This window comes from Chryseobacterium formosum, from assembly GCF_026460885.1.
Lineage (GTDB): Bacteria > Bacteroidota > Bacteroidia > Flavobacteriales > Weeksellaceae > Chryseobacterium > Chryseobacterium formosus.
The window spans coordinates 164,947-179,943 of sequence record NZ_JAOVZW010000011.1 but is presented as its reverse complement, the minus strand read 5'-3'; the positions used below and the strand labels follow the sequence as shown (position 1 = coordinate 179,943).

The window sequence follows — 14,997 nt, the reverse complement described above, 5'->3', positions numbered from 1 at the left end:
ACCATCGATATATTCTGTAGTAGCAAAAGCATCTCTACGGTTTCTTCCAGAGAAGTAATGATGTATCTTTTTAATTTTTACACCATCTGCACGGTAAGCATAACTTATGTTTTGATAAACATCACCGCTTACTCTCGGTACAAAATTATTAAACTTAATATATTTCGAAAGATTAAAATCATTGTATTTAATTTCCAAAATACCTTTGTCTACATGATTGGTCATATTGCCGTTATCATCATAAGAAATTGTATTTCCTGATGTATCGGGATAACCGCTATAGTTATTTTTATTGTCAACAACAGAAATCATTCTGTTGGTATTCTGATAATTATATACCAGCTCATCTATTTCTTCCAGAAAGCCATTGTAACCTTTTTGGTTTCTTTTCAGGTCGGTAATATTTCCATTAAAATCATAATCCATGGTTTCATTATACAACCCATTTTGTGGAAGCGTAGAATTAGGCTCCTGATATAATGCTGCGGTCAGTCTGTTGTAGGTGTCATACTGGTAACTGTACTTTTTCAAAACATCTTCTGACGAATTTTTCCAAATCATCTCAGTGATGTTTCCGTTGTAGTTTGCCTGTGCTACAGAAGCGTCTGAGGTTGAGGCAAACTTTAATTCGTATCCGAAAAGATCGGTTCCGAGATTATCAGGATTGTTTACTTTGGTAAGCATTCCGCGGATGTTGTAGGTATAATCTATGCTTTGTAGATTATTGCCCACTTTTTTAGTGATAACCTGTCCCAGATCATTATAGGTATAATCAGATAGAAGCTCTTCGGTATTACCATTTACCTGATGGTAATGCTGCTTCATTCTAAAGTGATCATCATACACAAATCTTTCTTTAATCACCACTTCAGAAGGATCTGCATTGGTCTTTTTGTGATAGGTATTGGTTTTTAATACGGCTCCCGAAAAGTCAAGCTGTTTTTCGATGTTGGTATAACCTCCCAAATGATTAACGCTCCTGCTTCCTACAGGTCTCAGTAATGCATCATACCAAATGTGTGAAGCAGACCAGCTGTCATCATCAAGGTTTTTCACAAACGAGCTTGTCGGCATCGATTTCAGACTTCTTGTACTGTTTACCCCGTTGCTGGAAAAACTTTGTGATCCGTTGGTCATGTAAAACTCCAAAACATCCGTATTAAGCGGATAAAAAGTAGAAGCAAGACCAGTGGCAGTATAAGTATCATAATAATTAACTGTGTAAGGCACAAATGCAGCAGAAGGATAGGCTGTATTGGTATAGAAAATTTCTTGTCCGTTTAAGGTAAATGATGATGTATTTCGGCTTTCGTTATTCAAACCTTTTGCATTGGCACTGGTTTGTTCCTGTAACCTTGTTCCTCCGATAAATTTCCCTGTATAGACCACTCTTCCAAACTTGTCATAGCGGGTGAAAAGCCATCGGTTCGGCTGCTCAGTATTGTTTTTCATATTGGCATCCTGAGAAGCGACTACACGGTTTTGCTGGTCATAAACCATATATTCCCAACCTTTTCCCGGAAGTTTTTTCTCTACCTGCCTGAAACGGTTGTCATACACATACTGATAGCACAGTTCATTTAAAATCTGTGAAGTGATGACATTATTGTTTGCCGCAATCTGCTGTTCTGCTTTGGGTGAGATTACAAATGCTAATTGGTTGTAAACATTGTAAATATAATACGTGTCCAGCTTTCCCGAACCTGTTCCTTTTCTCAGCAATACGGTTTGCCCGTCAGAGTTTTTAAATTCTGTGGTTATTTTTCCGTCTTCATCGGTTACCACATTTTTAGATAACTGATTAGGAATATAAAATGTAATACCACTTATGGTTGTCGTAAGTGTCGCATTTGCCCAAGACACTTCGGTATTATATCTTTTCACCTGATCAGATTCGATATTGGTGAGATACTGCATTTTGGTGGTATGCCCTGAAGACATTGCCCACTCTGTTCCGGGATTGGCAACTTCAAAGACTCTGGCTAGAGGTGAAGCCTCAATTTCCTGCTGAGAAAAAGCATTGGCAACGCCATAATAGCTGTTGACATCTCCCTCAGTGGTATTATGTATTCCGTAATTTGAAGTGGTTACAGGAATCGGCAGGAGTGTTTTCGACTGTTTTCCGGATTGGTCATAAATTACAGGCACCACAAGATCTTTTCCTGAAACTGTTGCTTTTACCTGTACTACTTCTTTGGCTCTTCCCAGACCGTCAAAATATTGTACGGTTTCTGTTTTCTTGCTTCCGTCAGCTGAGAGATAATTTTTGGTATAGATGTAATTTTCGTTGCTTGGCAATTGCGCATACGATAAAAATGAAAAGAGAAGAGTGAAAAGTGAAAAAAATATTTTCCCATCTTTCTTTCTTGGTTCTTCATTTTTCTTTTTTAGTTTTTCATTATTATTTCTATTCATCGGTTTAGTGTTTGTTTCGAGGTTTTAATACTTGCTACAAGCATGCTGATAAGTTCATCATTATGCGTGGTGTGTGTATGAAATACTTTTGTACTAAGAAAATCTGTCTTGAACAAAAGCTCGAGCCAATAGTGTGTTTCATTGGCTTCTTTCAAGGCAATATACAGTTTGTTGATAAAATCTGCTTTGCTTTGGGCAAATTCTGCTTTTCGTATCAATGCTCCTATTGCAGTACCGCTGCGGAGCATCTGTTTAGACATCACAAATTCTTTATTTTCTGCTAGTTTTTTGTAGAGACTTACTATATCAATACTGAAAAGAAGACTTTTTTCTTTTAGAAAATTCTTCTTTTGATTTTTCTCTTTTAGTTCTTCATTATTCATTCTGCCTAATTCTTATAGTTGTATAAGTGCTCTTTTACCGTATTTCCGTTTACGTCTACTACTTTAAGAAGTCTGTTGAAAGAGTCATATTTGTAGAGTTCCATAAGCCCGTTTGGTGGAATTGTGGTGGTAATTCCTACCAAAGGATTATAAGTGTAGCAGGTTACCATAAAGTTCTGTAAAGCAGAATCGTTCTTGAATGTATTCAGAGCTGCAATAAGTGCCTGTTCTTTGGCTTCTTCCTGAGCAGGAGCAGCATCTGCATCTTCATTCGATGCGTTCACAATCGCAGTTATAAGATTCGCGGGAATATCCGAAAGTTTGGCACCTTCTATTTTGGCAATAGGAAGCGTTTTATTATATCCGTAAATAATGGTTGTTGAAACTCCGCCCGAACCCGCATCCGGAAAAGCGGTAAACTGCACAGGGTTTCCTTTGTCATCGTAAATATCATAAGAAGCACTTTTTAAGGTTTGGCTTAGATTATCCGGTAAAAAGCTGATTTGTGAGGTAGGGTAGAAGTTGGCTGTATTCTCAAACTTCGTTTCAGATTTTGAAATCACGGCACCGTTCTTTTTAGTTTCTATACTGATAGGAACAGTTATGATATTGTTGGCCACAAATCTGTTCCCTCTTCCTTTGGGATAGGTAATGTTAGATTCTGTGACAGTACCCTCTGCACCTGTATTTTTTTGCTGTATAATATTATAATCGCTGATGTCTCTTGTAATTTCTGAGGTGCTTGAATAATTACCTGACGAAGTGTAGATCGTAGAAATTGTTTTTTGATTCTGAACGATTCCGTTTCTGATGGCATCTACCGTTACACCATAATAATCTGCTACTGTAACATAAGAACTGCTGAGAGACTTCATCTTTGATATAATGGTGTCTTTCTGAATCAGATGATTATTTTTGTCATAAATTTCTTTCTTTTCAAGTAATCCGTTAGACAGTATGTTTACATAACGCATCTCACTTCCTACAACCACCAGAGAGTCCTGAGGATTTTGAGCAGCTTCAGTTTTATCAAACAGCGTTCTGTAATAATATTTTGCATATCCTTTATTTTCACCAACCGTTTCTTTTACGTTTTTGTAAACAACCGTCTGTACATTCTCAATATCATTTAAAAAACCACTTGTTTTGCTGTTGTCGTCAAAGCTTTTATATTCATATCTTCTCGTTAAAGCCTCTGCAACAACATTGTTATCAAGATATTCAATTCTTTTTATACGTACTCCTTTTCCTGTAGAAAAATTTTTTGCCGGTAAAGATCGATATCGTACTCTGCTAATAAAAACTGTACCTTTTCCTCCGGTGCCACCAATTGAAAATGTATTCTGTCCCGGAGGATACTTTTTATGTCCATTGATGTCATCAGCACCTCCGTCTAGCGAACCATTAATAAAATAATTACCATCGGCCGGCTGGAATGGTCCATTGGTGTAAAGCTCTCCCACAGCTAAATGAAACAAAAGGTAACTGTAGCCATCCGGTTGATCAGTATTGTTTGGCAGGGTAAATGTTACCGTATTTGGTCCTGCCTGTACATTAAAAGGATACATAAGGATGTCCTCATAATATTGTGCTTCTCTGTCAACAACTTCATGGGGCGGCATAGACAACATATAATCTGGGTTGGCCTTATCAACGAAATATTGATTAGGCTCAAAAGTGTACTTTATTTCAGTGCCGTTAGAATATTTGATACTCTGTAACAAGCCTACTCCTAAATATTTAGGATTTTTGTATTCTTCTTTGAAACATCTGTAAGAAGGATCAAATCCGGGATAATCTGACCAATAATCTAAAAAATCAAAATTATTTACCGGATAAAACATAGGATATTTTATTTCGGTAGTTTCATAAGAAGATCCCGTACCATATTTCAGAACTTTACTCAATAATCTTTTAGACTGCCCTTCATCTGTAAAGCATCCATAATTAGGGCCTTGAGCTATAAATCCTAACGGATAATTTATTAATCCGGCATACGACTGTATTACATATTTCTCAATTCTTTTACCGGCGCTGCTTCTTAATTCTACCGAATTCAACTGAAAAGGATCCTGATAAGACTTTCTGTCATTTGCATTAAATGTATAGTCAAAATGAATGCTTCCAAAATTTCCTGCTGTTATTTTACTGAGCTTTAAAGATTTTACAGGAATTTGCATAAATGTAGAACTGGTAAAATGTCTGGGCACCATATAGCTATCTTGCAGATATTCAAACACGGCAAGCTCATTACCGTTTACATCATCAATTTTTGTAAGATAATAGCATCCCGTAAATTCAACGTTCATTCCCCCGTTTGCATCTAAAAAATAATAGGAATTGTCGAGTGTTTCAAAATAATAAGAAACTCCGTTTTCATCAATAATCTTAAATTTATAAAGATTGGTTCCCGTTTCTGTGGCAGAAATCTTATACTGATTCTCTGTAATTTTAGAAAGTATCTGATCTCTAAACTGAAAACTTCCTGCTTTACCTAAAAAACTAAAATGATACTTATCGGTAAGGGCTCCGCTAGCAGGATTTACTTCCCGGTAAATAAAATTAACGGCTCCTGATAAGTTCCATCCTAATCCCACATCACTTGCCTTGCTTTCCATAAATGTATTGTTGGGATGATAGCTTAATCCAAGATTAAAAGAAACATTTTTATCATGAGTAGCCAATGAAAAGAATGGTATTCCTATTTCAGGAATACCTGTAGAAAGCGCTGAAGGAGATTTAATTTTGCTGGCAATACCAGCAGCACTTGGAGCTGTGATATTTAAACCTGGTATGGTAGACTCGTACGCCTGACCTATAACGGCAAGACTTATCAGGAATAGTAATATTGTTAAAATCTTTTTCATGTGTTTTTATTTTTTAATCAATTTAGCATTAGCAGTTTGGGTATCCGTTTTCACAACAATCAGGTAAGCTCCCTGAATCAAATTCTGCGTATTCATCTTTGTTACCTTATTCTTAGTTTTCAGGCTCTGTAATTGTCTTCCACCCATATCGTAAAGAATAATATCTGCCTCCTTAAAATCAAATCCCACTTCTACATAACAGTAATCTGATACAGGATTAGGATAAATCTTAATATCCTGCTTTTCGATTAGTTGGTCAATCTGACTGTCTCCCAATTTCACAATCTTCCAGTTTTCTCTTCCTAATTCTTCAGCGCTCGTTCCTGCCAAAACAATTGAACCGTCTTTATTCATCTTCAGATCAGAAAGCCTTTCCTCTTTCTTTCTCGATTCTCCTTTTATGTGTTTTCTCCATTGCTCATTTCCGTTATTGTCAATGTAAAGCATCCAGAATGTCTCATCATCAGCTTCAATTCTTCCTTCTGCCTGAGTGTAGCCACCCAATAAAACGCCTTTGGTTGATGGTTTCCCGCTGATGACGTTCATGCCCATCAGAATATCACGGTTCTTGAAGTTGTACGATTTCTGCCACTGTTCATCACCTTTTGTATTTAAAGAAATCAACCAAATATCTGTTCCTTCCTCAATTCCAACGGTCTTATTACCCGATCTTTCAGATCTCGATTCTCCACCAATGATATATCCTGATGAAGTAAAAGCCATCGTTCTTAAATGATCATCTCCTTTACCTCCGAAATTCTTTTCCCATTCTACTTTTCCTTCTTTGCTGAGCTTTACAATCCAAAAATCGCCTTCGCCAAAATTGTTGGTGGTTTTTGGTTGATAGTTGATGGTTGAACTTCCCGCTTCCATCTTCCTGCTTCCAATATATTCGGAACTTCTTGAGTACATTCCAAGTAACGCACCGCCATCAGGAGTAGGAATCATTTTTTCCACTTCATCCAAACCTTTGCCTCCTAAAATTAATTCCGAAAGTACCTTACCGTTTTTATCCAATGTGGTCACCGTGACATCTTTAGAGCCAAAACCGTTGCGTGAGTTCTGAACATTTCCTGCGACCATGAATCCAAAATTCGTTGTTTGAATGACAGACTTTGCTTCTTCATCCTGAGAAGTTCCCAATGTTTTCTGCCAAAGTTCATCCCCGAATTCGTTGATTCTTATCAGCCAAATATCAGATCCTCCTTTTGAAGCATCTTTTTTATCTAAACCTTTCCCCGAAAATGAAGTTCCACACAGAAGAAAACCTCCTTCCTGCGTAGCCACAGTTGCCGATAAAAAATCATGATTCTGTCCCGAGAAATATTTTTCCCAAACTTCCTTCCCTTGTTGGTCAAGTTTTACCAAATGGAAATCGTAGCCGTTGTTCTGTTTTTGGTTGTTTGTTGATGGTTGATTGTTGTTTGCCTGAATGCTGCTTCCTGTAATCAGGTATTGCTGATCTATTGTTGTGGTAACCTGCGAAAGAAAATCCTGAGTAGAGGATTTAATGTCTTTCTGCCACATCACATTCTGAGCATACAATACAGCGGTAGTACATAGTAGTAATGTACTCATGTAGAGCTTTTTCATAATTTGAGTTTTTATGATTATTAAATTTTTGCTAATATAAAACTATATTTATTTCCTTCTATGAGGAAAACCATAAGGTTGATTAAAAATTGATGATTTTTTAACTTTAAATATTCTTTTCTCATTTCATCTGTTTGTTTTATGTCTTAAACTTCTTTAATGCAAATATCAATTGCAAATACGACAAACTATGACGTAGTATTTTTAATTCTAAACTTTTATTAACTGATTTTTGTTGATTATAAAAAACGAAAGGCGCAGAACTAAAGCCAATCCGACAAAGAGGTACTGCGAAGAACCCTGTATCCAGAAAGACTTAGCCCGCGCCCATATAGGTACACGGGCGTAAGTCTATCAATTTTGGATACATATGAAGATTCGCAGTTTTCTTTGTCCAAGTTGATAGCTTACGCTGTGTTATCGTAAAAATAATGAGTCAAAAGTAGTAAATTTTTTTAAAAGAGAATTACCGTATAAATACGGTAATTTTAATAATGTGATTTAATTAAACAATAATTATGATTAATTTATGTTTAGTTGAATAAGTGTAATAATACAGTAATAAGAATACATTTTAATTACTGTATTATATCCCTACCTATATATTATTTAATTTTTTTATATTTGATTATTCACAATTAAAAAACATAAAAATGGCAGAAAGTAAAAACAACATTGTAACCCACGGATTGAGTGGAAAAGTAGGAGACTTATTGGTATTCAGCCAAAGAAACGGCAAAACCATCGTTTCAAAAGCTCCGAAAGAACGAACTGGTGAACTTTCGGATAAACAGGAAGTTCAGAAGCTTAAATTTCAACGGGCCGTTTTGTATGCAAAAACGGTAATGAATGATGCTGATAAAAAGCATATGTATGAAACGATGTCTGATGACTCCAAAGGAATCAGTGCCTATAATGTAGCGGTAGCAGATTTACTAAATGCACCTAAAATTCAGGAAATCAACCTTTCTGCTTACACTGGAAACCCCGGTGATACAATCCGAATCATTGCAACAGATGATTTTGAAGTGGTATCAGTAAATGTGAAAATAGAAAATGCAGACGGTTCTCTTGTAGAAGAGGGTAATGCGATAAACAATGGCGCAGAATGGGTTTATACTGCTATAGTTTTAAACTTAGATTTGTCAGGAGATAAAATCACAATTACTGCTTCTGATTACCCTGCCAATATGACAGAAAAGTCTGAAACGTTATAATGTAGCAAATCTGTTTTTGACGGAGGAACGACGGAGACATGACGGAGCGATAACCTCTCAAAATAATATGTCAAAATGACAAAAAATTTCAAAAAGAACTAATCCTTCACAAAAAAACCTTCCAGATTTTGGAAGGTTTTACTTTTTATATGTGATTCAGATTACAATCCGAATTGCTTTGCAAACAAATCTGGGAAAACTCCCAATGCAACAAGTGAAATGATAATAAATACCGCAACAATATTATAAGTAATTGTTACTCTTTCTGATGTTTTAAAGGTTGTTTCTTTAAAGAAGAACATCGCAATAATCAGTCTTAAATAATATGCAATTGATACTGCTGAACCTAACACTGCTACAATTACTAAGAACGCATTGTTATCTTTGCTTAACGCCTGAGCAAATAATGAGAATTTACCCATGAAACCTGCCGTTAAAGGAATTCCCGCCATTGACAATAAAGAGATGGTTGCTAAAACTGCCAATAACGGTTCAGATTTAGCCAACCCTTTGAAAGCTCCGTAAGAAGTTTCTCTTTTCAGTTTTTCAACCCAGATTAAACACATAAATACTCCCACTGTAGACAATGAATAAGCGAATAAGTAAAACGCCAATGTATAAGTAGAAAGAGCGTTCATTCCGAAGAACACCAATCCGATATATCCTGCGTGTGAAACTGATGAGTATGCCAACATTCTTTTAGCATTTGTCTGAGCAAGACCCATTGCATTTGCCAACAATAAAGTAATGATTAAGAATACCCCTAAAATATTGATCCATTCGTGAGTAACACCAGAGAATCCAATCGTCATTAATCTGAATAGTGCATAAAATCCTGAGATTTTCACCACGCTCGCCATGAAAGCAGTGATTAATGAAGGTGAACCTTGGTAAACATCCGGACTCCACATGTGGAAAGGCGCTAAAGCAACTTTAAATGCCATTGCACAAAGCATTAACACCACTCCAAGAATAAACATTCCGTTGGTTGGGTTTACTGTGCTGAAATCATGAATTCTGTATAAATCAAATGTTCCTGTGCTTCCATAGATAAATGCAATTCCTAATAATAAGAAACCTGTTGCAAATGCTCCCATCAGGAAATATTTTAATGAAGCTTCGTTTGATCTAAGATCAGTTTTGTTGGAACCTGCCATTACATACAACGGAATAGACAAAATCTCAACTCCTAAGAACAAAGTCACCAAGTTTTGGTATCCGAACAATACAAAACCGCCGCACAATGCAAAAAGCATTAATGCATATAATTCTGACTGATGGTTTCTGTGATTGCTGAATGCAAAACCTCCCAGGAAGAACAAAAGCAAAGTCGTTACAATAGAGATTTTTGTAAACAAAGCCGTATTTGCTCCGTACTCATACATTAATCTGTACTTTTCGAAGAAAGATGCTTCAGGTAAAAAGCTTACATACAATGCAACGATTAACCCGAAAATCCCAATGTATCTTGCGAATTTTCCTTTTTCAAAAACTCCCGTGAATAATGCAGCAACTGCCGTCAGGAAAACAATAATTAAAACACTCATAGTATAGATTTTGAGATTCGAGATTTGAGATTTGAGATTTGAGATTCAAGGTTGGGATTTTATAATCTTATTTTCTTGGTCTCTTATATCCTTGTCTGTTGTCTCTTAATCTCTTAATTTTTTAATTTTTTTAATCTTTTAATTACTCATTGATGAATAAACAAACTTCAATGAACTTCCTACCATATCGATAATCGGTTGAGGGAAAACTCCCAATAGAATTACAAAAACTGCAATACTTGCCAATACCGAAAATTCTACTGCTGATAAATCTTTAGCTGTACTCAAAACTGCTGTATTACCTTCACCAAACATTGCTTTACCGTAAAATCTTAATAGATAAACCGCACAAAGAATGATCGTTAAACCAGCAATAATTGAAGCCAGTACGTTAAAGTCAAAAATAGATTTAATCAGGATAAATTCACCAATGAAACCATTCGTCAACGGAACTCCCATTGAGCCTAAAACAATCAATAGAAATAGTACCGCAAACTTAGGCGCTACTTTTGCCAAACCGCCCATTTGTCTGATATCTCTTGTTTTGAATCTTTTGTATAAAATATCTGCACAGTAAAACAAACCTGCCACGTTGATACCGTGAGCGAAAGTTTGAACTAAAGCTCCTTCAGCTCCTTCAGTAGTAAAAGTTCCATTTAAAGTAAGAACTGCTGATGAGAAAATACCTGCAACCATTAATCCAACGTGTGAGAAAGAAGAGTAAGCGATGATTCTCTTCATATCAGTCTGGATAATCGCAATTAAAGCACCGTGAACAATTCCGATAATAGCAAGGATGATTACAATCTGTCCTGAAATTCCTAGAATAGCGCTTGGTGTAATTGGTAATAAATATCTGATTACTCCGTAGATTGCCATTTTCAGCATAATACCTGATAAAAGCATCGATCCCTGAGTAGGAGAGTAGGTATAAGTATCCGGTTGCCAAGTATGGAATGGGAAAACCGGAAGTTTCACTGCAAATGCAAAGAAAATAAACCAGAATACAACAGTCTGCTGCGTTTCACCTAAATCTGCATTATACAAATCTGTAAGAGCGAAAGATGCTGAATGCGTGTAAACATAGATTAAACCCGCCAACATAAACAAAGATCCTACGAAAGTGTAAACGAAGAATTTTGTTGTGAACTCCATTCTTTTGTTTTCCTGTCCCCAAAGAGCAGCAATAAACCAGATTGGAATAAGCGTTACTTCCCAGAAAATATAGAATAACAAACCGTCTAAAGCTGTAAATACTCCTACAAGACCAAACTGCATCAGCAAAATAAGTCCGTAAAACGAGTTTTTGTAGCTTACGTTTTCGTTAAATGATGATAAAATAATTAGAGGCGACAGAATATTGGTCAGCAATAAAAGAAGCAAACTCATCCCGTCAATTCCGAAATGAAGGTTACTTTTTATAAACTGCGACCAAGGATAATTGATCTCGTATTGCAAAACACTGTCAACCGTCGGTTCAAAATTGAAATCCGAAAGGATGTAAAATGTAAGCAACATTTGAATCAAAGCAATTCCTAATGCCAAGTATTTACTGGAAGCATTCTTCCACGCAAAAACTAATCCCGAACCTACAAGAGGTAAAAGTAATAATGTTAATAGTAAATAAGACATTATTGTAATATAAAGTTAACAATCAGTATAATTCCCACAGCTAAAGTCATGATTAAAACATAACTTTCAACGTTTCCGTTTTGAATACGCTTCATAGATTTTCCGCTGTCTTCAGCACCTTCACCTATGTAGTCTACAAAACGGTCTAAAACGCCTTTGTCAAACATTTTTCCGCCACGTCCAAGTCCTTCAAAAGTTTTTACAATTAAAGCATTGTAAAGTTCGTCTACATATAATTTTTTAGCAGAAAGTTTTTCCCAACCTGTATAATCTTCTTCAGCTTTCGCCATTTTCTTCTTGTTTACGTACATGTTTTTAACAATGAACCAAACTGTGAAGAACATTAGAATAGTTGCTCCCAAAAGAATCATTTCTGTATTGAAATCTACTCCCGAAAGAGTCATTTCCATTTGCTTGAAGCTTTCCGGGGTCAATACTGGTTTCAGCCATTCCATTAATTTAGCATAATGACCGTGACCGATAAAGTGTGGTAAATTAATAAAACCTCCGATTACTGAAAGAATTGCCAGAACGATTAACGGTAACGTCATGTTCATCGGGCTTTCATGTAAATGGTGTTTTTGCTCATCTGTACCTCTGAACTCTCCGTGGAAAGTAAGATAATACAGTCTGAACATATATGCTGCGGTTGTTGCTGCTAAAATAAATAACATTACCCAGTAAATAGGGTTTTTAGCAAATGCTGCAACCAAAATTTCGTCTTTAGAGATCATCCCTGAAAGTAAAGGGAAACCTGAAATCGCCAATGTTCCAATCAGGAAAGTAATATGAGTAATAGGAATGTATTTTTTTAAACCTCCCATAAAACGCATATCTTGTTCGTTGCTCATTGCGTGAATTACTGAACCTGCTCCCAAGAATAATAATGCTTTGAAGAAAGCGTGTGTCATTACGTGGAACATTGCGGTAGAATAAGCTCCCAAACCTAAAGCGATGAACATAAAACCAAGCTGTGAAACTGTAGAATATGCCAAAACTTTTTTGATGTCGTTTTGACGCAGTGCGTAGAAACCAGCCAAAGCAGCAGTTAAGAATCCAATCAATAAAATTCCTCCCTGAACAGTTGGAGCTAAAGTGAATAAGAAGTTTGATCTTACCACCAAATAAATACCTGCAGTAACCATCGTTGCTGCGTGAATTAATGCTGAAACAGGAGTTGGACCTGCCATCGCATCGGGTAACCAAGTATATAAAGGAACCTGAGCAGATTTACCAACAGCACCGATAAATAAACTCGCTGTGATAAAGATGATGATGGTTCCGTCTAATTCAAATTTAGAAGCATTTTGTGCTACTGAAATATAATCTACAGAGTTAGTCTGAGACGCAATCATGAAAATACCGATCAATAAACCAAGGTCACCGATTCTGTTCATGATGAAGGCTTTTCTTGCTGCTTTACCGTATTCTTCGTTGGTGTACCAGAATCCGATCAATAGATAAGAACAAAGACCTACACCTTCCCAACCTATGAATAAAATCATATAGTTGCTTCCCATTACCAAAAGTAACATCGAGAAGATGAAAAGATTTAAATAAGTAAAAAACTTATAGAAACCTTTATCGTGGCTCATATATCCGATAGAGTAGAGGTGAATTAAAGATCCGATTCCTGTGATAATCATTACCATCATTAATGAAAGCTGATCGATCTGGAATCCGAAATTGATCTGAACGCCGTTTACTCTGAACCATTCGAATGCTTTTACAACAACCGCAGGACTTTCAGAGTCAAAATTTAAAAATAAGCTTACCGCAATACAAAAAGATGCAAAAACTGCAGCTGTTGCCAAACTTCCGACTACAATCTTAGGAAGATTTTTTCCGAAAAGTCCGTTGATAAGAAAGCCTATAAGTGGTAAAAGTACTATTGCATATATTAAATTCTCCATTCTTATCCTTTTAATTTATTAAATATACCTACATCTACAGAACGGGTGTTTCTATATAACATCGCAATAATTGCCAAACCAACCGCTACTTCGGCTGCTGCAACTACCATGATGAAAAATACCAAAAGCTGTCCGTCGCTGTTCCCGTTGTACGCCGCAAATGCAGCCAATAAAAGGTTTACAGAATTAAGCATAAGCTCTACACAACCTAAAATTACAATCGCATTTTTTCTGAGCAATACTCCCAAAACTCCAAGACAGAATAAAACTGAACAAAGAGTAATGAAATATTCCAGAGGGATGCTTTGCATAAATGTATTTACTTCTCCCATAATTTTATAAATCTTTTTTACCGATTAATACCGCACCTACAATACCTGCCAAAATCAGGATGGAAGCAAGCTCAAACGGCAAAACATATTCATTAAATAAAAGTCTTCCCAGATTTTTTGTAAGACCTACACCTCTGTCTACGTTTTCAACAACTACATGGTTATCCTGTACTCCTCTGAAAACACCTAAAACTCCAATTAAAAGAAGACCTGCTGTAAAAACTCCAACAAACTTTAAAGTATTGTTCTTCTTACTTTCGTCTTCTTTATTAAGATTAAGCATCATTAAAATATAAAGGAATAAAACCATGATGGCTCCGGCGTAAACAATAATCTGGATGATGGCAAGAAACTGTGCATTCAGAAGAACGTACATTCCCGCAATCGAAAACATTGTAACAATTAATGACAAAATAGCATATAAAGGATTTTTTGCAAATACGAAGTAAACCGCACTTGCCACTGCTAAAAACGCCACCAAGAAAAATAAAAACTGATCCATTATTTTACCGCATTTTTTTGTTTCTCGGATTGTCTTTCTGTGATATCAATCCTTTCGTTTATTTTTTCAACTAATTTATCTTTACCGTAAATGAAAGATCCTCTGTTGGTCTCAACATCAACCAATCTGTCTGTAAGATAAATTGCAGATTTCGGACAAGCCTCTTCACACATACCGCAAAAAATACATCTTAGCATATTGATTTCATATACCGATGCATATTTTTCTTCTCTGTAAAGATCTTTTTCTTCTCTTGTTCTTTCAGAAGCCGTCATTGTAATCGCTTCTGCAGGACATGCTACTGCGCACAATCCACAAGCTGTACATCTTTCTCTGCCTTCTTCATCTCTTTTCAAAACATGTTGACCTCTCCAGATATCGGCTCTAGGCTTTTGTACTTCCGGATAAGAATAAACATTGGGAGCACGTTTTACAACGGTTCTCACAGCATGTTTAAAAGTAATCCCCATTCCTTTGAAAATCGCCGGTAAGTAGATTTTCTCAGAAAAGGTCATCTCTTTATTTGAAACAACTTTTGATCTGTTTGTAAGTTTCATTCTTTTATAGATATTAGATGTTAGACATTAGATTTTAGA

At 36.1% G+C, this 14,997-nt stretch carries 11 protein-coding genes; 1 reads left to right on the top strand and 10 read right to left on the bottom strand.

The window, feature by feature from the left end; genetic code table 11:
* From OF897_RS10525 to OF897_RS10510, 4 genes are all read right to left on the bottom strand, one after another.
* Positions 1–2,415 (bottom strand): DUF6443 domain-containing protein (locus OF897_RS10525; RefSeq protein WP_267265640.1); only part of this gene is annotated, 2,415 nt, incomplete at its 3' end.
* On the bottom strand, positions 2,412–2,798 hold the full coding sequence (locus OF897_RS10520; RefSeq protein ID WP_267265639.1) for a four helix bundle protein: 387 nt from the start codon (positions 2,796–2,798) through the stop codon (positions 2,412–2,414). The genes OF897_RS10525 and OF897_RS10520, both read right to left, overlap by 4 nt.
* A 5-nt stretch (positions 2,799–2,803) precedes the next feature.
* Positions 2,804–5,665 carry a hypothetical protein gene (locus tag OF897_RS10515; protein ID WP_267265638.1) on the bottom strand — a complete coding sequence of 954 codons (2,862 nt, stop codon included), beginning with the start codon at positions 5,663–5,665 and terminating at the stop codon, positions 2,804–2,806.
* A gap of 6 nt (positions 5,666–5,671) precedes the next feature.
* Entirely contained in the window at positions 5,672–7,258 is a 1,587-nt protein-coding gene (locus tag OF897_RS10510) for a T9SS type A sorting domain-containing protein (RefSeq protein ID WP_267265637.1), read from the bottom strand.
* A gap of 653 nt (positions 7,259–7,911) precedes the next feature.
* Here OF897_RS10510 and OF897_RS10505 point away from each other — a divergent pair.
* On the top strand, positions 7,912–8,475 hold the full coding sequence (locus tag OF897_RS10505) for a hypothetical protein (protein WP_267265636.1): 564 nt from the start codon (positions 7,912–7,914) through the stop codon (positions 8,473–8,475).
* A 161-nt stretch (positions 8,476–8,636) separates the two neighbouring features.
* Here the strand turns inward: OF897_RS10505 and OF897_RS10500 are convergent, their stop codons facing one another.
* From OF897_RS10500 to OF897_RS10475, 6 genes are all read right to left on the bottom strand, one after another.
* Positions 8,637–10,022, bottom strand: a complete 1,386-nt coding sequence (locus OF897_RS10500; RefSeq protein ID WP_267265635.1) for an NADH-quinone oxidoreductase subunit N — start codon at positions 10,020–10,022, stop codon at positions 8,637–8,639.
* A gap of 138 nt (positions 10,023–10,160) precedes the next feature.
* A complete protein-coding gene (locus OF897_RS10495) occupies positions 10,161–11,654 on the bottom strand; it encodes a complex I subunit 4 family protein (RefSeq protein WP_267265634.1) in 1,494 nt (497 codons plus the stop codon).
* On the bottom strand, positions 11,654–13,567 hold the full coding sequence (nuoL, locus tag OF897_RS10490; RefSeq protein WP_267265633.1) for an NADH-quinone oxidoreductase subunit L: 1,914 nt from the start codon (positions 13,565–13,567) through the stop codon (positions 11,654–11,656). Before nuoL ends, OF897_RS10495 begins: the two co-directional genes overlap by 1 nt.
* A gap of 2 nt (positions 13,568–13,569) precedes the next feature.
* Entirely contained in the window at positions 13,570–13,899 is a 330-nt protein-coding gene (nuoK, locus tag OF897_RS10485; RefSeq protein WP_047482656.1) for an NADH-quinone oxidoreductase subunit NuoK, read from the bottom strand.
* Between the two features lie 4 nt (positions 13,900–13,903).
* On the bottom strand, positions 13,904–14,401 hold the full coding sequence (locus OF897_RS10480) for an NADH-quinone oxidoreductase subunit J family protein (protein ID WP_267265632.1): 498 nt from the start codon (positions 14,399–14,401) through the stop codon (positions 13,904–13,906).
* Positions 14,401–14,958, bottom strand: a complete 558-nt coding sequence (locus OF897_RS10475) for a NuoI/complex I 23 kDa subunit family protein (protein WP_076452809.1) — start codon at positions 14,956–14,958, stop codon at positions 14,401–14,403. Before OF897_RS10475 ends, OF897_RS10480 begins: the two co-directional genes overlap by 1 nt.
* Positions 14,959–14,997: the final 39 nt, after the last annotated feature.